This is a genomic window from Streptosporangium sp. NPDC003464 (assembly GCF_053588315.1).
In genome coordinates this window covers 1-21,750 of the sequence record NZ_JBSFPS010000167.1, presented here as the reverse complement: position 1 = coordinate 21,750, position 21,750 = coordinate 1, and the positions used below count along the sequence as shown (strand labels likewise).

Genomic DNA, 21,750 nt, shown 5'->3' with positions numbered 1-21,750 from the left:
CTCTGTTCAATCTTGGGGGGGCCCCCGCCCGCGGCGACGGGGGGGGGGGGGGTGACCGGGCCGCCCAGCGCCTGGGCGCGCCCGGCGCTGGCCGTGCCGCGCCGTCGCGGGGCGGGTCTCAGCGGGTGTTGATGGAGAACCAGAAGAACCCGTGACCCGGCAGGGTCAGCAGGTAGGGCAGGGTGCCGATCTGCGGGAACGGCACGCCGCCCCGGGCCTCGACCGGCGTCATGCCCTCGAAGCGGCGCAGGTCCAGCTCCACCGGCTGCGGGTACTTCGACAGGTTGTTGATGCACAGCATCACGTCGTCACCGTCCTCGCGGACGAAGGACAGCACGGCCGGGTTGCTGGACCACAGCTCGCTGTAGACGCCGGTGCCGAAGACCGGGTGGTTGCGGCGGATCTCCAGCATCTTCTTGGTGAAGTGCAGCAGTGACGCCGGGTTCTTCTGCTGGGCCTCCACGTTGACCGCCTGGAAGCCGTAGATCGGGTCCATGACGGCCGGCAGGTAGAGGCGGCCCGGGTCGGCCTGGGAGAAGCCGGCGTTGCGGTCCGGGCTCCACTGCATCGGCGTGCGGACCGCGTCGCGGTCCTCCAGCCAGATGTTGTCGCCCATGCCGATCTCGTCGCCGTAGTACATGACCGGCGAGCCGGGCAGGGACAGCAGCAGCGCGGTGAACAGCTCGATCTGGTCGCGGTCGTTCTCCAGCAGCGGGGCCAGGCGGCGCCGGATGCCCAGGTAGGCCCGCATGCGCGGGTCCTTGGCGTACTCGGCGTGCATGTAGTCGCGCTCCTCTTCGGTGACCGTCTCCAGAGTCAGCTCGTCGTGGTTGCGCAGGAAGATGCCCCACTGGGCCTTGTCCGGGAGCTTCGGCGTCCGCGACATGATCTCGGAGATCGGCTCGCGGCTGCCCCGCCGCACGGCCATGAAGATGCGCGGCATGAGCGGGAAGTGGAAGGCCATGTGGCACTCGTCGCCGCCCACCGCCGGGTCGCCGAAGTACTCCACCACGTCCTCGGGCCAGCCGTTGGCCTCGGCCAGCAGCACCCGGTCGGGGTAGAGGCGGTCGACCTCGGCGCGGACCTTCTTCAGGTAGGCGTGGGTCTCGGGCAGGCCGGAGCAGTTGGTGCCCTCACGCTCGAAGAGGTACGGCACGGCGTCCAGGCGGAAGCCGTCGATGCCCAGGTCCAGCCAGAAGCGCAGGACCTCCAGCATGGCCTCCTGGACCGCCGGGTTGTCGTAGTTCAGGTCCGGCTGGTGGTGGAAGAAGCGGTGCCAGTAGTACTGCTTGCGGACCGGGTCGTAGGTCCAGTTCGACTCCTCGGCGCCGATGAAGATGATCGGCGCGTCGGGGTAGCCGGTGGGCTCGTCGGACCAGACGTAGAAGTCGCCGTAGGGGCCCTCGGGGTCGTGCCGCGAGGCCTGGAACCACGGGTGCTTGTCACTGGTGTGGTTCATCACCAGGTCGGTGATGATGCGCAGGCCGCGCTCGTGAGCGGACTCGATGAGCTGCACGAAGTCGCCGAGGTCGCCGAAGTCCGGGAGGATCTTCATGTAGTCGGAGATGTCGTAGCCGCCGTCGCGCAGCGGCGACTCGTACAGGGGCAGCAGCCACAGGCAGTCCACGCCGAGCCACTTGACGTAGTCCAGCTTCTCGATCAGGCCGCGCAGGTCTCCCGTGCCGTCGCCGTTGGAGTCCTTGAACCCCCGGACCAGCACCTCATAGAAAACCGCCCGCTTGTACCACTGTGGATCCGCCGAGACGAAGTCTTCGGCGACAGGCTCCAGGTAGGGGGATGGGTTCATCGTGTTCTCGCTCACGGTGAGAAAGGGCAGGACGAAGTCACCGGATAGTCCGGCTGATGATGTTTGGTGACCGCGCTGGCCGGAGCCGTCATCCCCACGTGCTCCATGCCCTCGGGCAGGCCGAATTTGTGATTCGGTCCTGTCCGTTGTGGCGCTTTCTGGGCCGAACACTACCAGCCGTTCGAGCGCGTCGTAGCCCCTGAACATCCCGTCTCGCATGTGCGGCGCGGAATCCCGGTGGGTATCGCGCCGCGCACTCGTAATCGCGCTGTCGCTTACCGTTCCACTTCGTGAAACACGTCACATACGGCTGCGGTGACCTGGGATTATGTCCGGAGGACGGGAGGGGCGCACGCGCTGCGGCGAGCCGCCCGGCTCCGCTCCGCCGCCGGCGACCGGACGTCCGCGGCGGGAGGTCACCCGGGGTGTCTCCCCTGGACCACGGACCCGCCCACCGAGCCTACCTGCCCATACGCTATGGCCCGCCGTTGTGTCGGCGGGCCGCTCAGCCCCGGGCCGTGCGGCCGCAGTCTCATGACGTGGGCCTCCAGGTGAGTCCCGGACGCCGTGCAACGGGGCCGTGATGCGATGGCGGCTTCCGGCCGGCCGGGTCACCGCTGAAAGACGGCCACCCGGCCGGTGGCGCGGTGTGCGAGGCTTCGAGCCTGCCGTCAGTCGCCCAGATCGGCGATCTCGACGACGGTGAGCCCTCCGGACAGGTCCTGGACGATGTCCTTCCACCGTGCGTAGTCGGCTGTCAGGACGGGGCAGCGGTGAAGCAGGGCCTCTGTCACGGCGTGGGCGTCCCACGAGGTGACACAGGACTCCATCTCGACCAGCACCTGCCCGACCTCGACGCCGTCCTTGAAGTCGCTCACGGTCGGCATGGTGGCGGAGTCCAGGCGGCACAGGCCGCTGACGACGGCCAGTTGATCGTGATTGCCGCCCAACTCGACCGTCGCGCCGGTGACGGACGTGGCGGGAATGATCAACGGCTTCCGGTCCGCGTCGAATCGCTGGATCAAGTTGATGATCCCGACGTCGCCACGCGCGCACTCGGTGAGCACGGACACGTCCAGGACGAGGGCCTGCTGGACGTCATCCTCCATTGAGGATCTCGATCAGACGCTGGGCGCGGCGCTTGGCCTTCTCGACCTCTTCGGGGTTCTGCTGCGCTCTCTCCACCGCGGCCTTCCACGCGGCGTCGGCGCGGCGGTCGATGGTGATCTGCCGCTCCAGTGCCGCGTTCAGGTAAGCCGACACCGACTTGGCGCGCCCCCGGTTGACCTGCTCCTGCACATAGGCGAGAAGGTCTGCTTCCAGCGTTGCGGTAACCGGCTTGGTGGCCATATGAGCATCATATGTCATGGTCACGCTTAGCAAGCGTATCGTCACGCTCACGTGTTGTCAGAGAAAAGCCTCATCTCCCGCCTGGCGACGGCGCGGTCCCCAGGTGCAGAAAGACCGCAGCGAGGCCGGTCAGGACCAGGGTGGGGCGAGGGAGGGCAGGCGGTCCTCGTAGTCGCCCAGCCAGGCCCCGAACAGGACCAGGCTCCGCACCCAGAAGCGGTCGTTCCAGCCGTTGAACCGCGCCAGGGCGTCCGGGCCCTCGGCGACCACACCGTGCAGCCGTTCCGACAGCAGCGAGGGCACGGCCTCCGCGACCCGCGCCAGCATCCGGTGACCGTACTCCCGCGCGGGCGCGGCGGCCGAGCGGAGCGGGACCCGCTGGAGCGGCTGCTTGACCACGTTGGTGGAGGGCAGCGCGGCCACGCGCGGGTTGGCCGCGTACAGGACCTCCCGGTAGAACCGCCCCTTGTCCTTGCGGGCCACGCCCACCGAGAGCGCGGCGTCGAAGAAGTCGGGATGGGTGAACGGCGCCGCGAACGAGACCTCGGGGCCGACCAGGTTGACCGGGGAGCGGGCGATGCCCCGGGCCGTCCGGGTGTGCAGGACCGACAGCGGCAGCTCGGCCCGGTGCCCGTTGAGCATCGAGGTCGACTGGGCGAAGGCCGCCTTGACCGAGGAGGTGATCCAGTCCGACGCCTCCTCGGACAGGAACGGCACCGACGGGGTGCCCAGCGCCAGGGAGCCGAGCAGCGCCGCCTTCCGCTCCGCCTGCGAGGACGCCTCCAGGGCGGCCCCGCTGACCATGAAGTTCTTCAGCAGCGGACCGCCGGCCAGCCCGTCCACCAGGGTCCGGCCGGCCCGGTGCACCTCGCGGGCGAACGGGGTGTACCAGGCGTGGTGCGGGGTGAGGAACTCCAGCCGCCGGGCGGCGGCCAGCGCGTCGTCGGGGTAGGCGGAGGCGTCCTGGGGGATCACGCGGTGCCGTACACCCAGCTCGCGGGTTATCGCGCGGGCGAAGGCGATGTCGGTGTCGGTGCCGTCGTCGGGGCTCGTCGTCCACGACTCCACGTCGGCGCCCCGCGTCACCGCGACCGAGCACAGCAGCCGCGAGTCGTAGCCGCCGCTGACCGGCACGAGCAGCGGCCGCCCGTCGAACTCCTTGTAGACCTCGTGCAGGATCTCCAGGATCTCCCCGGCCGTCCGGCCGGCCTCGAACGGCTCCTCGCGCAGCCACCGGGGCAGCCTCCGCTCGGTCGCGATCCGGCCCGAGGCCCGGTCGAAGACCAGCGCGCCGGCTCCGGCCAGCCGCTTGACCTGGACGTACGGGGTGTCGTCGCGGAGCGGGAAGGTCAGCTGGATGATCGCCGCCCAGGCGTCCCAGTTGACCTCGTACGGCGTGCGGGCGAGGGCCAGCAGCGGCTCCAGCAGCGAGGAGAAGTAGACCGCCCCGTCCTGGAGCAGGTAGTAGACGTCCACCAGGCCGAGCCCGCCGGCGTGCAGCGTGATCCGGTCGCCGTCGTCGATCAGGCCGGGAGTCTCGAACCGCTCGGCCACGCTGATCCACGTCGCCGTCTCGGTGGGCCTGCGCTCTCCCCAGGCGAACGCCCAGGTCCGCTCGTCCCGGTGGTAGGGCGGCAGCGGGGAGGAGCTGAACAGCGCGGCCTCGGGTGTCCGCAGCGCGGGCCGCACCCGTGGCCCGGCCCCCCGCAGCGTCTCCAGGGCGGCCTCGTCGAGGTGGCCGATGCCGCCGCAGACGTACGGTCTCACATTGAACGTCGGCCACTGCACCGTGCTGACTCCTCTGTGTCGCGATTGACCAAAGGGTATCCTTTCGCCCGGCTCAGGAATCGGAGGACGACGTGGCGGGCGAGGAACTCGAGAGCACACGGTTGGCGTTGCGGGAGGCCGTGGCCGAGGCGGAACGGGCCGCCGAACTGGCCCGGCTGCTCGACGCGGCGCAGGCGAAGATCGCCGAAGCGGAGCGCGCCACGGCGGAGCTGCGCGGGGTCCAGGAGCGCCTGAACGAGGCCGAGAGACAGCTCGACGCGGCGCAGGCGGCCGAGGAGAAACTCCGCGGCGACCTGGCCGAGCAGCGCTACCAGGCCGAGGTGGCCAAGTGGAAGCTGTCGTCGGTCCAGGTGGCCCGCTGGTCCCGGATCGGCGACGCGATCAAGACGGGCAAGAGCAACCCGGTGCGGCTGGCGCGGGGGCTGCGCGGGGCCGCCAGGCCCGCCAAGCGTCCCGTGGCGCCCAAGCGGCAGCCCGTCGCGCACAGGAGCGCCGACCGGCCGGCCGCGGCCGCCGCCTCCTTCCAGGCCACCACCTCCACCCGGACCGTCGGCGGCACGTCGGTCAAGCTCAAGCCCTTCCGCGTCCCGACCGGCCCGAACACCCGCCCGCACCTGACCGTGGCCGTCGTCGCCGAGCCGCACGCCGAGGCGCTGCTGCGCTACGAGTGGCGGCAGAGCGCCGGCTTCACGCCCAAGGACTTCGCGCGGGTCCTGGCCGCGGAGGTCCCGCACCTGCTGCTGGTCGAGTCGGTCACCCAGGGGCCGTGGGCCGAGGAGCTGAGCGAGCCGGGCGAGGGCCTGCGCGCGCTGCTGGCCTGGTGCGCCGAGCGGGGCATCCGCACGGTCTTCTGGCACACCCAGGGCGACGTCGGCCGCTCGGTGGCCGCCGCGGCGCTGTTCGAGCACATCGTCACCGCGCTGCCGGGCTCCGTGGCGGCGTGGGGCGCCGCGCTGGCGTCGCGGGAGCCGGAGTCCGGCCGCCGGGCGCCCTCGCTGGGACTGCTGCCCTTCGCCGTCCAGCCGCGCGTGCACAATCCGCTGCCGCTGGCCGGTGCCCGGTTCGACCGGGTGCTCACCCTGGAGGAGCTGCTCCCCGGCCACCTGTCGTACCCGGACGTGCTCACCTCCTACCGCTGGCCCAGGGCCGTGGACTGCCCGCCGGGCACGGAGTCCTGGCGGCTGGCCGAGCTGGCCGCCTGCGGCACCCCGATCGTGTCGGACCCCGCTGATCCCCAGGAGGCCCCCGACCCCGGCGCCGTGGCCCGCCGGGCCCATGCGGCGCTCCGCCAGGCCTACGCCTCCGGCACGATGACCCGGAAGGTCGACGACCTGCTCGACGCGGTCGGGCTGCCCAGCGCCCGGGCCACCCTGAACATCTCGGTGATCATGATCGACCGGGGCGACCTCGGCCACACCCTGGCCCAGGTCACGCCGCAGCGGGGCGTCGTCCAGCTCGTGCTGCTGTCGGACGCCCCGGACGCCGCCGAGCGGGCCCGCGCGGCGATGCCCGGCGGGGTGGAGGTCGTGGTCCGCCCCAGCGTCCCGGGCCTGGCCACCGGCGGGCAGCTCAACCGCGCCCTCGACCTGTGCCAGGGCGACCTGGTGGCGGTCATGGACGCCAGGGACACGTACGGCGAGCACTACCTGACCGACCTCGCCCGGGCCTTCCTGTTCACCACCGCCGACATCGTCGGCAAGGCGGCCTTCTACGCCCACCTGCGCGACGTCGGCGCCACGGTGCTGCGCCAGCCGGCCGCCGAATACACCTACCTCCCCGAGGTCGCCGGCGCCACCCTGCTGGCCCGCCGTGCAGTCCTGCGCGGTCTCGGCTTCGCCGACGTCTCCGAGGGCTGGGACGAGGTGCTGATGCGCCAGTGCCGCACCGACGGGGTCAAGGTCTTCTCCGCCGACCGCTTCGGTTACGTCTGCCTCCGCGACCACGACCCCCGGCTCCTCGGCTCGGCCCAGCTCGTCGACTACGGCCCGGCCGCACCGCACGCCCTGGTCTAGGCTCCAGGCATGACTCCCGGCCGGCTCGGCGAGGTCCTCGGCCTGCCGCCGATCCCGTGGGGGACGTGGACGGAGGAGGCCCTCTACATCTCCCCGGCCGCGCTGCGCCACGGGCGGGAGCCCGGGGAGATGGCGGCGCGGCTGCGCGCGCTGCCGGGGATCGCCGACGTCCGGGTGCGGGGCGACGGCTTCCTGGAGATCGCGGTGACCGTGCCGGGGGAGCTCGTGGCGGAGATCGGCCCGGCCGCCGCCCCGGCCGGGGGCGCGTCGCCGTGGGCCGACTCGCCGAGGACGTGGAGCAACCCCGGGTTCGTCGTGAGATACGCGCACGTGCGGGCGGTCGCCGTACAGCGCTGGGCGGCGGAGCTGGGGGTCGGCGGGGAGTTCCGGCCGGAGCTGCTCGACGGCCGGTGGGACCGGGCGGTGCTCAGGTCGCTGGCCGAGGTGCACGGCAGGCGGGTGAGCCGGGACCCCGGCTGGGCGGCCTACGCCGAGCAGCTCGCCCTGGCCTACCACGACGCCTTCGAGCGGGCTCCGGCGCTGCCCACGGGCGACGAGCAGCCGTCGGCCCGGCACGCCGCCCGGGTACGGCAGGCCCGGGCCGTGCGGGACGTGCTGGCCGAGGGACTGGCGGCGCTGGGCGAGACGGCGCCCGACATGCTGTGATAAACCCTCCAGGAACAGATCTTGGGAGGACGGGTGAACGGTCCGCGGGACTGGCCGGCGGGCGGCCCGCGGCGCCGCGGCGCGATCCGGCGGACGCTGCCGGCCGCGCTCGCCTTCGCGATCATCCTCGGCGGGCTCGCCTATCTCGGCGGCGACCTCCAGGCGCTGATCGGGACCGCGCCGGGCTCGCCCCGCTCGGCCGCGGCCACGCACCGCCTCTACGAGGAGAGCGGCCCGGTCGACGGCCGCTGCGACACGCTGCCCCCGGACCCGGACGCCGACGTCGGCAGGACGCTGCGGGCGCTCTCGCGGTGCCTGGACCGCATGTGGGCCGCCACGCTCGCCGAGGCCGATCTCGACTACGCGCGCCCCGGCGAGGTGCGGCTGGTCGACCGTCCGCGGGAGGCGGCGTGCGGGACCGACGACCACGGCTGGGCCGGGATCTACTGTCCCGAGGGACGTGTGGTCAACGTGCTGGTCGAGGAGGGCCGGGCCTTCCCGATGATGTTCACCCTCGCGCACGAGTACGCCCACCATGTCCAGGAGATCAGCGGCATCGCCGACCGGCGGGGGTCGGAGGTCTTCGACGAGGCGTGGTCCCGGCGTCTCGAACTGCAGGCCGACTGCCTGGCCGCGGCGGCGCTGCGGACCGTCGGGCCGATCCTGCTGCGCGAGCAGCGACGGTGGCTGGCACGGGGCGGCGAGGAGGCGGACGGGCGGCAGGCGGAGTCCCGGGAGTCGCACGGCTCGGGCGCGAGCAGCGCCGCGTGGATGCTGCGCGGGCAGAAGGAGGGCACGGTGCGGGCGTGCAACACCTGGAGCGCTCCCGCGGACCAGGTCTCCTAGCGGCTAGATCGCCACAAAACGTAAAAATATGTGGCCCAAGTTATTAATGGCACTAAAAATTTGCGTCTTTCCGGTCGATCGTGTCTCGCCAGATGGGCACTCGTCCCACAGGGATCACCGCGTCCGATAGCCTCGATCGGGTGAGTCGATTCGCCCACCCCGCCGGTGACCGGCACGCCGAAGTGCTGCCCGAGGAGCGCCCTCCGCACGCACCTGCCGACCTGAACACGCTCGACCCGACGATCTGGCCGCGAACGTCGAGCCGCGTCGACGGCTCGGTCACGATCGGCGGCGCGGATGTCAGGGATCTGGTCAAGGAGCACGGCAGCCCTCTCTACGTGGTGGACGAGGAAGACTTCCGCTCCCGGTGCCGCGACTACCGCGAGGCGTTCGCCGGCGGCGAGGTCCACTACGCCGGCAAGGCGTTCCTGTGCCGCGAGGTCGCCCGCTGGGTCATGCAGGAGGGCCTCGGCCTCGACGTGTGCAGCGCGGGCGAGCTCGCCGTCGCGCTGAGCGTCGGATTCCCGCCCGAGCGGATCACGATGCACGGCAACAACAAGTCCCTCGCCGAGCTGGAGAAGGCCGTCGAGACCGGGGTCGGGCACATCGTGGCCGACTCCTTCGAGGAGATCGCCCGGCTGGGCTTCCTCGCCGACAAGCACGGCAGGCGCCCCCGGGTCATGATCCGGGTGACCGTGGGCGTGGAGGCGCACACCCACGAGTTCATCGCCACCGCCCACGACGACCAGAAGTTCGGCTTCTCGCTGAGCAGCGGCGCCGCGGCCGAGGCGGCCCGGCGCATCCTCGCCCTGCCCCAGCTCGAACTCGTCGGCCTGCACTCCCACATCGGTTCCCAGATCACCGACACCGCCGGTTTCGAGGTGGCCGCGCGCCGCCTGGCCACCCTGCTGGTGCAGATCAAGCAGGAGCACGGCGTCGTCCTGCCCGAGCTCGACCTCGGCGGCGGCTACGGCATCCCCTACGTCGAGGGCGACACCGCGCCCGACGTCAAGGAGATCGCCGACAGCCTGCGGGAGATCGTCACCAAGGTGGCCGAGAGCGCGGGCCTGCCGGTGCCCAGGCTCACCGTCGAGCCGGGCCGCTCCATCGCCGGGCGCGCGGGCGCGACCCTCTACGAGGTCGGCACGGTCAAGGACGTCGAGGGGCTGCGGACCTACGTCAGCGTCGACGGCGGCATGAGCGACAACATCCGCACCGCCCTCTACGGCGCGGACTACACCGCGCGCCTGGCCTCCCGCGAGAGCGCCGCCGAGCCGATGCTCTCGCGCCTGGTCGGCAAGCACTGCGAGAGCGGCGACATGGTGGTCCGTGACCTGTGGCTGCCCCGGGACCTGGCGCCCGGCGACCTGATCGCCGTCGCGGGCACCGGCGCCTACTGCCGCTCGCTCGCCAACAACTACAACTACCTCCCCAAGCCCGCCGTGGTCGCGGTGAAGGACGGCGTGTCCCGCGTGATCGTCCGCCGGGAGACCGAGGACGACCTGCTGAGAGGACAGCTTTGAAACGACCTGAAGCGGCGGGCCGCCCGGTGGGCCGCGCGGCCGAGCAAGCCATGCGTGAAGTGAACGAGAAGGGGAGTGCGGGCAGATGGCACTGAAAGTCGCTCTCCTCGGATGCGGCGTCGTCGGCTCCCAGGTGATCCGGCTGATGCACGAGCAGGCCGACGACCTCGCCGCGCGCGTCGGGGCCCCGCTGGAGCTCGCCGGCGTCGCCGTGCGGCGGCTGGGCCGCAAGCGCGACGCCGACGTGGACCCGGCCCTGCTCACCACCGACGCCGAAGCGCTCGTCACCCGCGACGACGTGGACATCGTCGTCGAGGTGATCGGCGGCATCGAGCCCGCCAGGGCGCTCATCCTGGCCGCCATGAACAGCGGCAAGTCGGTCGTCACCGCCAACAAGGCGCTGCTCGCCGAGGACGGCGCGACCATCCACGCCGCGGCCCGGGCCAACGGCGCCGACCTCTACTTCGAGGCGGCCGTCGCGGGCGCGATCCCGCTGATCCGGCCGCTGCGCGAATCGCTGGCCGGCGACCACGTGCACCGCGTGCTCGGCATCGTCAACGGCACCACCAACTACATCCTCGACAAGATGGACTCCAGCGGCGCGTCGTTCTCCGACGCGCTGGAGGAGGCCCAGACCCTGGGATACGCCGAGGCCGACCCCACGGCCGACGTGGAGGGCTTCGACGCCGCCGCCAAGGCCGCGATCCTCGCCGGGATCGCCTTCCACAGCCGCGTGACGGCCGCCGACGTGCACCGCGAGGGCATCACCGAGATCACCGCCACCGACGTGGCCAGTGCCAAGGCGATGGGCTACGTCATCAAGCTGCTGGCGATCTGCGCCCGCTCCGACGACGGCCGCTCCTTCGGCGTCCGGGTCCACCCGGCGATGATCCCCCGGACGCACCCGCTGGCCGGGGTCCGGGAGGCCTACAACGCGGTCTTCGTGGAGGCCCGCTCCGCCGGGCAGCTCATGTTCTACGGCGCGGGCGCCGGTGGCGCCCCGACGGCGAGCGCGGTGCTGGGCGACATCGTGGCGGTGGCCCGCAACCTGCTGGCCGGCACGCGGGGCCCGGAGGAGTCCACCTACGCCGAGCTGGCCGTGCACCCGATGGGCGAGACCGTCACGCGCTACCACGTCTCCCTGGACGTCGCCGACAAGCCGGGCGTGCTCGCCCGCGTCGCCGACATGTTCGCCAAGCAGGACGTGTCCATCCAGACCGTCCGCCAGGAGGGGCACGGTGACGACGCCCAGCTCGTCCTGGTCACGCACCGGGCCAGTGACGCGGCGCTGTCGGCCACCATCGACGGCCTGCGCGAGATGGACATCGTCCGCGACGTGGTGAGCGTCATGCGGGTCGAGGGCGAGGACGCCCCCTAGGAGGGCTCGCCGGCCGAGGGCCGCCCCCGGCGAGGGGGCGGCCCTCGGCCCCGGCCCGCCCGTGTGTCCCGGGCGGTGTCGGTGAGTGTTCGGTAACGGATGATCCGACGGGCCCCGCGGGCTTGTAGGGTGCTTCTCTCTGCCCTGGCCCGTCACCGGAAGGACCGCCACCGTGAAGATCGTTCGTTGGGCGGGAGCACCGGCGGCGGCCGTCCTGGCCGTCCTGGCATCCCTGACGGTCCTGGCGCCGCTCGCCCAGGCCGACAGCGGCGCCGGGCGCCCGGCCAAGGTCACGACGGTCGTCTCGCTCACCTTCGACGACGGAGACGTCACCCACACGGCGGCGGCCCGCATGCTGGAGCGGCGGGGCATGCGAGGAACGTTCTACGTCAACACCGAGACCATCGGGGGCGACGCCAAGCTGGACCGCCGCGCCCTCGCCGCCATCGCCAGGGCGGGGCACGAGATCGGCGGCCACACGCTGACCCACATCCGGCTCACCCAGCTGGCCCGGAGCGAGCAGCGCACGCAGATCTGCGACGACCGCCGGACGCTGATCGCCTGGGGCTACCGGCCCACCACCCTGGCCTACCCGTTCGGCTCGGTCGACTCCGACGCCAAGGCGGTGGCCCGGCAGTGCGGTTACGACGCGGCCCGCAGGGTGGGCGGGCTCAAGGAGTGGGGCTGCCCCGGCTGCCCGGCCGGCGAGGAGCCGCGTCCCCGGGACCGCTACGAGATCCGCACGCCGGGCTCGATCCGTGAGGACACGCTGCTGCGGCAGATGCGGCAGCAGGTCCTCAACGCCGAGAAGACCGGCGGCGGGCTCGTCCCCCTGGTGTTCCACCGGGTCTGCGCGGGCTGCGGCGTCTACTCGGTCTCCCCCGAGACCCTGGACGACTTCCTCGGCTGGCTGGCGGGCCGTAAGGCCCACGGCACGGTCGTCAGGACCATGCACGACGCCGTCGGCGCCCGCTACCGGCCCATGCCCCGCGACTAGCCCGCCCGACCCCGGAGCCGTCCGGCCGGTCCCCGGAGCCGCCCGGCTGATTGCCGGAGCCGCCCGCCCGACCCCGGAGCCGCCCGGCCGGTCCTCAGAGCCGTCCGGCCGATCGCCGTTCTCCGCGGACCGCCCATGCTCTCCGGGTGGGCCACCGCCATGCGCCCGGGAGCCGTCCGGCGGTGCCGGCCGTACTCGCGGCCGGTCCGCGCCGTGGCTACCGGGCGCCCTCCACGAGCCCGCGGAGGCGGCGGGCGGCGCGGCCGAGGAGGGAGCGTTTCTGCGCCTGGCGCAGCGCGACGGCCTCCAGCCGGCGCTGCTCGGCCTTCTCCTTCCACCTCGCGGTGTCGCGGGTGCCCTTGGCCGCCGAGGCGCGCAGCTCCTTCAGCTCGGCCTTGAGCGCGGCGACCTGCCGCTGGGCGCGCTCGGCCTCCCGCCTGCGCGACTCGGCCTCCGCGCGCCAGCGCACGGCCTCCCGGTTGCGGTCCGAGGCCCAGTGGGGGTAGGCCCGCGCCGCCGGCCGCAGCCGCCATGACTCGGCGTCCAGCCAGGTGGCGCCGTACAGGTCGGCGATCACGTCGTCCAGGGACTCGCCGTCGCGGACGACGCGCAGCGCCCGCGCGACGGCGGAGGTCCGCTCCAGGCGGGCGGCCACGACGCCCGACGCGTCCTCCTCCAGCGCCACGAGCAGCAGGCCCTCGTCGTCCTTGTCGGCCTGTCCGACCAGCATGGCCAGCGATTCCGCCCCGGGCACCCACCCGGCCGGGCAGGTGAGGCGGAACGGCGCGGGGAAGGAGGTCGCGGGGGCCCGCTCGGCGAACGATACGCGGCCCTCGTGGGCGTACTGCGCGCGCAGCAGCCGCAGATCGAGCAGCGGGTCGTCCAGCGGCGCGCGGCGCCCGCCGGTCAGCGACGCCCACGGGCCGGTCAGGGTGACGTGCACGTCGGGCAGGGTGCTGGCCAGCGCCCCGTCCACGCTCGCCCGGACATCCTCGAAGGAGGCGTCCCGGGCGTCCACCACGACGTCGACGTAGGGGACCAGCCACTGGCGCCCCGCGTCGGTGCGCAGGTTGCGCCGGTAGGGCACGCGGTCGGCGATGAAGGGGTCGTTGTGCCGTCTGACCTCACCGGCCCTGCGCATCGCCGTCGTCGTGCCCAGGTGCCAGCCGAGCGCCTCGGCGTCCGGGACGAACACCGCGCCCGTCTGGGTGAGCCGGTAGCCGAGCTCGGTGTCCTCGCCGAGCGTCAGGGAGGTGTCCAGGCCCCCGGCGGCCTTCAGCAGGGCCGCCGGCAGCGAGACCGTCGCGCCGACGTGGACGCGGTGCAGCAGCGGGCTGGGCGCGTCGCGGAAGCCGCGGTGGGCGGTGACGAGCTCGTCGATCCAGCCGTGCCCGTGGTCGGGGTCCGGCTCGAAGAGGGTGTCGGCTCTGTCCTTGGCGACGGCGATCTGGACCTCGGCCGCGGTGGGCGGCGTGCCCGCCATGGCGGTGAAGCGCAGCGTCCCCAGCACCACCAGGTAGTCGGCCAGGTGGTGCCAGCGCATGTGCGTCTCCACGTGGTCGCGGTAGGAGACGATGTCGGCGTCCATCCGGTGGATCACCTCGCCGCCGGCGGCCGCCGTACCGGCCTCCAGCGCCGAGGCGATGCCCCAGCGGCCCTCGGGCACCCGCAGGAGCCTGGTGTTGTCCGGGACGATCTCGGGCAGCCGGAGCGGCGGCGCGCTGCCGTCGTCCACGACGATCACTTCGAGCAGGTGCGCGGGGTAGGTCTGGACGGCGAGGGCGGCCAGCGTGAGGTCGAGCTTGTCCTGCTGCGCCCTGGCGGGGATCACCACGCTCACCGGCAGCCGCGGCTCCCACGTCCCGGGGGCGGGCGGGCCGAGCACCCCGTAGTCGTTGCCCGGGATCCGCGGCGCGCTCACACCTCCTCCGCGGGCAGTTCCATGAGCGCGCTGGGCCGGAAGCCGCGCCACTGGCGTTTGTTGCGCCGCAGGAACGTGCCGATCGGCTCGCGCCAAGTGTGGTTGGCGACGTTGCCGCGCCGCAGGATGTAGCCCAGACCCTGGGTGCGGTAGATCTGCCCGCCGGCGGCCTGCACGGCGTGCTGGAACTGGGCGTCGATCGTGCCCGGCAGCGTGCGGAAGCCGCCCACGGCCTCGAAGGCGGAGCGCTCGGCGAAGATGGTCCCTCCGGCGATGAAGTTGGTGATCTGCTCGGTCACCTGCTCGCGGTGGACGGTCACCCCGATCGCCGCCAGATAGACGAACTCCGGGACCATGCCCACGACGTCGGCCCCCGAGTAGGAGTGGGCCAGCAGCAGGTCGGAGACGAAGTCGGGCCCGTACCAGTCGTCGTCGTCCATCTTCAGCAGGAACGAGCCCGAGGCCCTGGCCGCGGCCTCGTTCAGCACGGCTCCGAAGACGGTCTCCCGGCCGGCCTCGAACACGGTGATCGGCTGCTCGTAGGAGGCCAGCGCCCCCGCCACGTCGGGGTGCCCGGCGGGGATCCCGTGCAGGGCGAGGATCACCTCGAACTCGGCGCCGCGCTGCCTGGCCATCTGCTCCAGCGCGAAGCGCACCATCTCCGGCCGGCGGGTGGCCAGCAGCACCGAGGTCAGCGGCGCGGGCGCGGTGGGGGCGCCCAGCTGCTCCCAGCGGGTGCGGACGCCGTGGGTGCGCAGCGCCTCGCGGCGGAGCCGGATGCTGTGCTCCTCCCGCTCCAGGTCGTCCTGGAGGGTGGCCTCGTCGGCCGAGGTGATCAGCCTGGTCAGCTCGGGGCCCAGGGCGCCCGCCCAGCGGGGCACGGTGCCGCAGACCAGCGGCACCCCGGCCGCGGCCAGTCCGGTGACGACCCGGAGCGCGGCCACCGGGCCGCTGTGGCTGCGCCGCCAGTCCACGCGTACCCCCCTGACCTGCCTGATCCGGCTGACGTCCACGTCGGTGACGCAGCCGGAGGCGCCGAAGGCGGTGAGCGTGCGGCCCTCGCAGATGACCGACCAGCGGCCGGACTCCACCGACAGCTCGGCCATGCCGAGCGACGGCACCGTGATGAAGCCCATGGGGTTGACCGAGCGGTCGTCGACCGGCGGGATGGCCCGGGGCTCGGACAGGTCCCCGAGGTCGCTCTCCAGGACCCTGGCCCCGCCGGGGCGGCCGATCCGCTCCCAGCTCATCAGCTCGGCGACCGGGCGGTCCACCGGGGTCTCGTCGCCGGACCAGGGCGGCGGATCCTGGCCGGTGGTGCGCAGGACCAGGTCGCCGCCGCGGGCGCCGAACCGGTCGGGGACCGGGCCGGTCACGCCGGCCGGGGCCGCGTTGGGGTCGCCGGGCCGCCAGTGCGCCGCGCCGGGGCCCGCCAGGCCCGCCACGGGCGCCGCGACGGCGTCCATCCGGTGCCCGGCGAACGCCCTGGCGGTCGCGGCGAGCGTACGGCCGGCGGGCGTGGGCTTGGAGAAGCCCGCCTCCACCACCCACGCGGGCCGCCTGGGCTGGTGCACGCGCAGCTCGGTCAGCGACCGCCAGCGGTGGGCGGGCGTGGGGGACAGCACCGGCGCGGTGTACCAGTGGGGCGTCTCCTCCACGGCGACGACGACCCGCGTGGCCATGGGCAGCAGGGACTGCAGGGTCGCGGCCCTGCGCAGGTCGGTCGGCGTCCGGGCGAGCACCAGGATCTCGGCGGCGCCCTCCTCGGCCCGCGGGGCGCCGCCGAGGTCGCCGTCGAGGTCGATCGGCCCGTACGGCTCCAGCCCGTCGAGCGTCTCGAAGCCCGCGCAGTAGACGAGGACGCGCCGCCTGCCGTTGCGCTCGCCCGCGGCGCGGACGAGATCCGTCAGAAGAGACATCAGCCGGCTTTCCCCTGCCGCATGGCCGTCGCGATGATCTCGCGCAGGGGACCGCGCTGCGGACCTTCCGCCGACTGCCTGAGCTCGGCCCGCAGGCGCTCGGTCTCGGCGCGGAGGCCGGCCACCTCGCCCTCCAGGCGTTCCGCCTCGCGTTTCCACCGGGCCGCGCCGGCCCGCCACTTGGCGGGATCACCGCCGAGGGGTTCCGCCTCGCCGGCGGTCGTGACGCCGAAATCGTCGGCGCTCACCCAGAACGAGCCGAACAGCTCGTGCACCAGGCCGTCGGGGTCGTCGGGGCCGTCGGGGGCGCCGACCAGCGCGGCCCTGGCGAAGGCGGCGGTGCGCTCCAGCCTGACCGCCCTGACCTCGGTCCCCGTCCCGTCCGCCCGGTCCGTCCCGTCCGCCTCGTCCGGTTCACCTGCTCCGTCGAGCACCGCGCTCAGCAGGCCGTACCCCTCGCCCTCGGCGAGCTTCAGCAGTTCGGTCAGGCTGTCGGCGCCGAGCGCCCACCCGGCGGGGAGGGTGAGGCGGAACGGCGCGGGCGCGGAGCTGCGGGGCGTCTCCTCGGTGAAGGAGACACGCGGCTCGTAGGCGTAGAGGTTGCGTACCAGCCGCATGTCGAGCAGCGGCTCGTCCAGGGAGGAGCGGCGCCCGCCGGGGAGCGCGGCCCACGGCCCGACCACGGTGACGGCGACGTCGACGAGGGTGCCCGCCAGCGCGGAGTCCACGCTCGCCCGGACGTCCTCGTAGGAGGCGCCGCGGGCGTCGACGACGACGTGCACGTACGGCACCAGCCAGTTCCTGCGCGGGTGGGTGCGCAGCCAGCGCAGGTCGGGGATGAGATCGGGCAGGACCGACCAGTTGTGCCGGTGCACCTCCCGCTCGCGGAGCATGACGGTGGACGGGCCGAGATGCCAGCCGCGCGCCTGGGGGTCGGGGATGAAGACCGCGCCCGCCTGGGCGAGACGGAAGCCGAGGTCGGTGTCCTCGCCCATGTTCAGCGCGGTGTTCACCCCGCCGACCGAGCGCAGGAGCGCCACGGGGACCGAGGTGGTGGCCCCCGAGTGCAGGCGGTAGGCCGCGGCGCCCGCGTCCCGCAGCCACCTGGTCTCCTCCAGCAGGTCCGCCCGCCACGCGTGCGGAGCCGACCCCTCGAACAGCCCCCCGGCGTCCCCGGCCGTCACGGCCGCGAAGACCTCCCGGGCGAGGGGGGCGACGCCCTCGGGGGTGAAGCGGACGTCGCCGAGCACCACGGCGTAGGAGGCGAGGTGGTGCCAGCGCATGTGCGCCTCGACGTGCTCCCGGTCGAGGATCATGTCGGAGTCGACCCAGTGCAGGACGTCGCCGGCCGCCGCGGCGGCGCCGGTCTGGCGGGCCCAGCCGCGTCCCCAGCGGCCGTCGGGCACCCGGACGAGCCGGGTGTTGGCCGGGGCGAGCCCGGGGATCCGCAGCGGCGGGTCGCTGCCGTCGTCGGCGACGATCACCTCCATCAGGTGCGCCGGGTAGCTCTGCGCGGCCAGCCCGGCGAGCGTGCGGTCCAGGGCCTCCTGGCAGTCGTGCGCCGGGATCACCACGCTCACCCTGAGGCGGGGCTCCCATCCGCCCGGGGCGGGCGGCCGCAGCGGCCCGTAGTCGTTGTGCCTGATCCTGGCGGCAGGGACGGCGGTCCGGCCGTCCGGGAGGGGGGTGGCCCGGCCGTCCGGGAGGGGGGTGGCCCGGCCGTCCGGGAGAGGCGCGGACGGGGGATGGTCCGGGAGGGGTGCGGACGGGGCGTCGTCCGGGAGAGACACGGACGGGGCGTGGTGCGGGAGAGGGGATCCGGGACCGGTGCGGCCGGCCCCGCTCATGCCGCTCCCTCTGGCCGGCCCTGTCCGGTCCTGGCCTCCACGGCGGCCAGGCGTGGCAGCAGCTCGTGGACCATCTCCTCCACATCCGTGCGCTGGGGCATGGCGGCCAGCCGGTCCTCGCCGAGGGAGACCAGGATCGCCTGCAGATCCTCGTCGCGCCGGTGCCCGTGCTCCCTGAGCAGTTCGACCATCTCCGCCAGCCGCCGGTCCAGCCGTTCCGTGGCGGCCTTGACCTGGGCCAGCTCCGCTTCGTAGCGCTTGACCCGGTTGTCGATGCGCAGGGCCTTGCCGTCGACCCTGCGGACGGTCGCGACCGCGAGGACCTGGGCGGCGAGCACCGTCGCGATCGCGCCGAGCACGACGGCCGCCGTCACCGAGATGGCGTCGACGGCCACGAGCAGGGCCAGCCCGACCAGGAGCAGTGAGCCGGCGATCGCCGCCAGAAGCGTCAGTTTTCGGGGCGTGGGCATCCGCGCGTACCTTTCCTACCGCTCTGTCTGTTGCCTGTCATTGGGGAAGGTAATTGAGGCTAACCCCTTCTCAAGTGCAAATATGTCGATAAATGGGAAATTAAGAGGTTCTCGTGACCTGTGTGACTTCTGTGAGTCATTGTCAGCGAGCAGCCATGTCAAGTCCGGAGTGCGGTGAGAAGCGATCTTCCGGCCTCGCTATCCTTCGCTGGTGCCCGCGCAGTCGACCTCCCCCTCCTCGGCTCCCTCACCTCCCACTCCTTCCTCCTCGCCACCCCCCGCCGCCGCCTCCCCGCCCCTCCCCGCGACCCCCGCCGGCTTCCTGCGGTCGGCGGCGGAGGGGACGGCCGAGCTGTCATGGTCCGGTCAGGGATGGACGGCCGCCGGCGAGCCGCTCGGTGACCGGCCGGACGCCGCCGAGGTCGCCCGCCTCAGGTCTCTGCGCGGCCTGACCGTCCGGTGGCCCTCCCGCGAGGTCCCGGCCGGCGCGGTCACCGGCCTGGCCGCCGCGGGGGTGCCGATGCACGCCGCCGCCTCGCCGGCCTGGGTGGACCCCGGGCTGGCCCGGCTGCTCGCGGACTGGACGCCCGAGGAGGACCGCGGCGGGGTGCGCTCGGTGACCGCCCTGCGCCGGGAGGAGCACAGCGTGCGGCTGCGCCGCCACGGCCTGCGGGAGCGGGGCGAGACGGCCACCCCGAAGGTCAGCGTGGTGATGTCCAGCATGCGCCCGCACCTGCTGGGCTCCGCGCTCGCCCAGATCGCCCGGCAGCGGCGGGTCGAGGTCGAGGTGCTGCTGGCCCTGCACGGCGTCCCCGCCGCCCACGAGGCGGTACGGCGGGCGCTGGGGGAGTCCGGCCTGCCGATCACCGTGATCGAGGCGGACGCGGCGACCCCGTTCGGGGAGGTGCTCGACCTGGCCGCCTCCAGGGCGAGCGGGGAGTATGTCGCCAAGTGGGACGACGACGACTGGTACGGCCCCGAACACCTGGCCGACCTTCTCCTCGCGAGGTCCTACTCCGGCGCCGACATCGTCGGTTCCGCGGCCGAGTTCTTCTACCTGGAGCCGCTGAAGGCCACCGTCCGCCGCACCGACTACACCAGCGAGATCTGGTCCGATCACGTGGCCGGCGGCACGATCCTGCTCGACCGGGCCGGATACACCGAGCTGGGCGGCTTCCCCGCCCTGCCCCGCGGGGTGGACGCCGGCTTCCTCAAGGCCGCCCACGCTGCGGGGGCGCGCATCTACCGCACCCACGGCCTCGGCTACGTGCTGCGGCGCTCGCTGAGCGCCGAGCACACCTGGCGGCTCTCGCTCGCCCACTTCCTGCGCGTCGCGACGTACCAGTGGCGCGGCTTCCGCCCGAGCCTGATCCTGGAAACGCCATGACAGCGCGGATCACCGGTAACGACTACCGGAGCCTCACCCCGCCCGAGCTCGGCGCGTGGACGCCGTCGATGCGGGTCAGCGTCGTCGTGCCCGCCTACGGCGACCAGGACAAGCTCGACCTCGCGCTCGCGGGGCTGGCCGGGCAGACCTACCCCGCCGGCCTGACCGAGGTCATCGTGGTGGACAACGGCAGCGAGCCGCCGCTGCGCCTGCCCGAGCTGAGGCCCGCCGGCACCCGGCTCGTCGTCTGCCCCACCCCCGGACGGGCCCACGCCCGCAACGCCGGGCTCCGCGCCGCCACCGGTGAGGTGATCCACTGGCTCGACTCCGACGTGGTCCTGGACCGCCGCTCGATCGAGGCGCACATGCGCTGGCACCACGCGGCGCCCTACCTCGTGGTGACCGGCCGGCTGCGTTTCACCCCGGCCGAGCTGCCCGCTCCCGAGGCGGTGGCCGCCGCCGGCGACCTGGCCGAGCTGTTCGAACCGGCCGAGCCGCACGCCTGGCTGGTGGACCTGGTCGAGCGGACCGACGGTCTCACCGCCAACCCGCACCGGGCCTTCAGCCTGCATGTGGGCGGCGCCACCTCGGTCAACGCCGCGCTGCTCGCGCAGGCCGGGCCGATGGACACCGAGCTCATCCTCGGCCAGGACACCGAGATGGGCTACCGGCTCGCCCAGGCGGGCGCGGTCTTCGTGCCCGAGCCGCTGGCCCGCGCCTTCCACCTGGGCCCGACCATGCGGATGCGCGACAAGGCACCGATCGACCGGGTCAGCCACGCGTTCGTCGCCGACCGGATCCCGGCCTACCGCTGGCTCCGCTCCCACCCGGCCCGGCAGTGGAAGGTGCCCTACCTGGAGGTGGTCGTCGAGCCCGCCGGCCGGGCGGGCGGCGCGGCGGACGGGCCCGCGTACGGCTATGACGAGGTCCGTGCCACCGTGGACGCCGTCCTCGCCGGGACCCTGCCCGACGTCGTGGTCACCGTCACCGGCCCCTGGGACCGCGTCCGGGCCGAGGGGCGCGCGCCGCTGAGGAACCCGGACCTGGACCTGGCGCTGATCCTCGGCCACTACGCCCACGAGGGGCGGGTGCGCTTCGCCCTCGACTCCCCCCGGACGGTGCGGATGGCCGCGCCGTACCCGGCGCACGGCGGGGAGGGGCCGGAGGAGGGGGCGGCCCCGCCGTACCGGCTGCGGCTGCCCGCCGGCTGGGTCCCCGGCGAGGACAGCCTCGCGCGCCTGCTCGACCTGGCCGTGGAGGAGGGATACGGCCTGGTCTCGGTGCTGCTGGCCGAGGACTCCGGCGAGGGGGTCGTCGCGGCCAGGCTGGAGCGCACCGCCGCGTTCGCCCGGGCCGCGGTCGTCCGGCGGCAGGACGAGGACCTCGACGACGCGGTGGAGGACACCTTCGGGGTGCTCTGGGTGGACGGCGAGACCCACGGGTTCGGGACCGAGGCCCGGCCGCTCACCGGCCGTCGCGGCGCCTACCGGGCCAGGGCGGAGGCGCAGGCCGAGATCACCCGTCTCACCAAGGAGAACGAGCGGCTGCGCGCCCAGGTGACCAGGTGGCGTGACGAGGCGGGCCGCTGGCGCAGGAGCGCGGTGGAGCTGCGGCGCGAGGTCGGCGGGCTGCGCAGGGAGCTGGCCGCCGCCCGGAAGATCGTCCAGTACGGCCTGCTCTCGTCCGTCAAGCGGGCGATCACGCGCCGCCGCTGACGGCTCCGGCCGGGCGGGCGGTCACCGGCGGCCAGCAGCCGGTGGATGCTGAGCAGATCACCGGACAGGCTCGGAGGAGCCGGCGGGTTAACAGGCATGTTTCAGGGGCTCCTTTACCAGGCCA

General features: G+C 73.5%; 16 protein-coding genes. 8 read left to right on the top strand and 8 right to left on the bottom strand.

The annotated features are described in order from the left end of the window. Nucleotides 1-118: 118 nt before the first annotated feature. The 4 genes from treS to ACWDS7_RS30655 all read right to left on the bottom strand — a co-directional run bounded on the left by treS (nt 119) and on the right by ACWDS7_RS30655 (nt 4,945). Nucleotides 119-1,807, bottom strand: a complete 1,689-nt coding sequence (gene treS, locus ACWDS7_RS30670) for a maltose alpha-D-glucosyltransferase (RefSeq protein WP_451932102.1) — start codon at nt 1,805-1,807, stop codon at nt 119-121. 671 nt (nt 1,808-2,478) lie between these two features. After that, nucleotides 2,479-2,916: a hypothetical protein gene (locus ACWDS7_RS30665; protein ID WP_451932101.1), complete on the bottom strand. Its 438-nt coding sequence runs from the start codon at nt 2,914-2,916 to the stop codon at nt 2,479-2,481. Continuing rightward, nucleotides 2,906-3,157, bottom strand: a complete 252-nt coding sequence (locus ACWDS7_RS30660; RefSeq protein WP_451932100.1) for a hypothetical protein — start codon at nt 3,155-3,157, stop codon at nt 2,906-2,908. The genes ACWDS7_RS30665 and ACWDS7_RS30660 overlap by 11 nt, the downstream gene beginning before the upstream one ends. A gap of 129 nt (nt 3,158-3,286) precedes the next feature. Continuing rightward, nucleotides 3,287-4,945, bottom strand: coding sequence for an asparagine synthetase B family protein (locus ACWDS7_RS30655; RefSeq protein WP_306858592.1), 1,659 nt, complete (start codon nt 4,943-4,945; stop codon nt 3,287-3,289). A 71-nt stretch (nt 4,946-5,016) separates the two neighbouring features. On the opposite strand from ACWDS7_RS30655, the gene ACWDS7_RS30650 reads away from it, so the two are divergent. The 6 genes from ACWDS7_RS30650 (at nt 5,017) to ACWDS7_RS30625 (ending at nt 12,367) form a co-directional block, all read left to right on the top strand. Continuing rightward, a complete protein-coding gene (locus ACWDS7_RS30650) occupies nt 5,017-6,957 on the top strand; it encodes a hypothetical protein (RefSeq protein WP_451932099.1) in 1,941 nt (646 codons plus the stop codon). 9 nt (nt 6,958-6,966) lie between these two features. Then, nucleotides 6,967-7,623, top strand: a complete 657-nt coding sequence (locus ACWDS7_RS30645; protein ID WP_451932098.1) for an anticodon-binding protein — start codon at nt 6,967-6,969, stop codon at nt 7,621-7,623. Between the two features lie 33 nt (nt 7,624-7,656). Then, nucleotides 7,657-8,469 carry a neutral zinc metallopeptidase gene (locus tag ACWDS7_RS30640; RefSeq protein ID WP_306856370.1) on the top strand — a complete coding sequence of 271 codons (813 nt, stop codon included), beginning with the start codon at nt 7,657-7,659 and terminating at the stop codon, nt 8,467-8,469. Between the two features lie 140 nt (nt 8,470-8,609). Beyond that, nucleotides 8,610-9,992 (top strand): diaminopimelate decarboxylase, encoded by a 1,383-nt coding sequence (gene lysA, locus ACWDS7_RS30635; protein WP_451932097.1) that lies wholly within the window; start codon nt 8,610-8,612, stop codon nt 9,990-9,992. A gap of 85 nt (nt 9,993-10,077) precedes the next feature. Further along, nucleotides 10,078-11,370: a homoserine dehydrogenase gene (locus ACWDS7_RS30630; protein WP_451932096.1), complete on the top strand. Its 1,293-nt coding sequence runs from the start codon at nt 10,078-10,080 to the stop codon at nt 11,368-11,370. Nucleotides 11,371-11,542: 172 nt separating this feature from the next. Then, the gene (locus tag ACWDS7_RS30625) at nt 11,543-12,367 is read left to right on the top strand and encodes a polysaccharide deacetylase family protein (protein ID WP_451932095.1); all 825 of its coding nucleotides are present in this window, start codon (nt 11,543-11,545) and stop codon (nt 12,365-12,367) included. A gap of 217 nt (nt 12,368-12,584) precedes the next feature. Here the strand turns inward: ACWDS7_RS30625 and ACWDS7_RS30620 are convergent, their stop codons facing one another. The 4 genes from ACWDS7_RS30620 to ACWDS7_RS30605 all read right to left on the bottom strand — a co-directional run bounded on the left by ACWDS7_RS30620 (nt 12,585) and on the right by ACWDS7_RS30605 (nt 18,524). Beyond that, nucleotides 12,585-14,288 (bottom strand): glycosyltransferase, encoded by a 1,704-nt coding sequence (locus ACWDS7_RS30620; RefSeq protein WP_451932094.1) that lies wholly within the window; start codon nt 14,286-14,288, stop codon nt 12,585-12,587. Continuing rightward, nucleotides 14,285-16,207 (bottom strand): glycosyltransferase, encoded by a 1,923-nt coding sequence (locus ACWDS7_RS30615; RefSeq protein WP_451932093.1) that lies wholly within the window; start codon nt 16,205-16,207, stop codon nt 14,285-14,287. The genes ACWDS7_RS30620 and ACWDS7_RS30615 overlap by 4 nt, the downstream gene beginning before the upstream one ends. Then, the gene (locus ACWDS7_RS30610; protein ID WP_451932092.1) at nt 16,207-17,787 is read right to left on the bottom strand and encodes a glycosyltransferase; all 1,581 of its coding nucleotides are present in this window, start codon (nt 17,785-17,787) and stop codon (nt 16,207-16,209) included. Before ACWDS7_RS30610 ends, ACWDS7_RS30615 begins: the two co-directional genes overlap by 1 nt. Nucleotides 17,788-18,050: 263 nt before the next feature. Further along, nucleotides 18,051-18,524 (bottom strand): hypothetical protein, encoded by a 474-nt coding sequence (locus ACWDS7_RS30605; protein WP_451932091.1) that lies wholly within the window; start codon nt 18,522-18,524, stop codon nt 18,051-18,053. A 211-nt stretch (nt 18,525-18,735) separates the two neighbouring features. On the opposite strand from ACWDS7_RS30605, the gene ACWDS7_RS30600 reads away from it, so the two are divergent. Continuing rightward, nucleotides 18,736-19,911, top strand: a complete 1,176-nt coding sequence (locus ACWDS7_RS30600; protein WP_451932090.1) for a glycosyltransferase family 2 protein — start codon at nt 18,736-18,738, stop codon at nt 19,909-19,911. Beyond that, nucleotides 19,908-21,626 (top strand): glycosyltransferase family 2 protein, encoded by a 1,719-nt coding sequence (locus ACWDS7_RS30595; protein WP_451932089.1) that lies wholly within the window; start codon nt 19,908-19,910, stop codon nt 21,624-21,626. Before ACWDS7_RS30600 ends, ACWDS7_RS30595 begins: the two co-directional genes overlap by 4 nt. Nucleotides 21,627-21,750 lie beyond the last annotated feature (124 nt).

What these genes read in the sequence shown, in the direction of transcription:
- treS (WP_451932102.1), bottom strand. Translation starts at nt 1,807, where the DNA reads ATGAACCCATCCCCCTACCTGGAGCCTGTCGCCGAAGACTTCGTCTCG.
- ACWDS7_RS30665 (WP_451932101.1), bottom strand. Translation starts at nt 2,916, where the DNA reads ATGGAGGATGACGTCCAGCAGGCCCTCGTCCTGGACGTGTCCGTGCTC.
- ACWDS7_RS30660 (WP_451932100.1), bottom strand. Translation starts at nt 3,157, where the DNA reads ATGGCCACCAAGCCGGTTACCGCAACGCTGGAAGCAGACCTTCTCGCC.
- ACWDS7_RS30645 (WP_451932098.1), top strand. Translation starts at nt 6,967, where the DNA reads ATGACTCCCGGCCGGCTCGGCGAGGTCCTCGGCCTGCCGCCGATCCCG.
- ACWDS7_RS30630 (WP_451932096.1), top strand. Translation starts at nt 10,078, where the DNA reads ATGGCACTGAAAGTCGCTCTCCTCGGATGCGGCGTCGTCGGCTCCCAG.
- ACWDS7_RS30615 (WP_451932093.1), bottom strand. Translation starts at nt 16,207, where the DNA reads ATGTCTCTTCTGACGGATCTCGTCCGCGCCGCGGGCGAGCGCAACGGC.
- ACWDS7_RS30605 (WP_451932091.1), bottom strand. Translation starts at nt 18,524, where the DNA reads ATGCCCACGCCCCGAAAACTGACGCTTCTGGCGGCGATCGCCGGCTCA.
- ACWDS7_RS30595 (WP_451932089.1), top strand. Translation starts at nt 19,908, where the DNA reads ATGACAGCGCGGATCACCGGTAACGACTACCGGAGCCTCACCCCGCCC.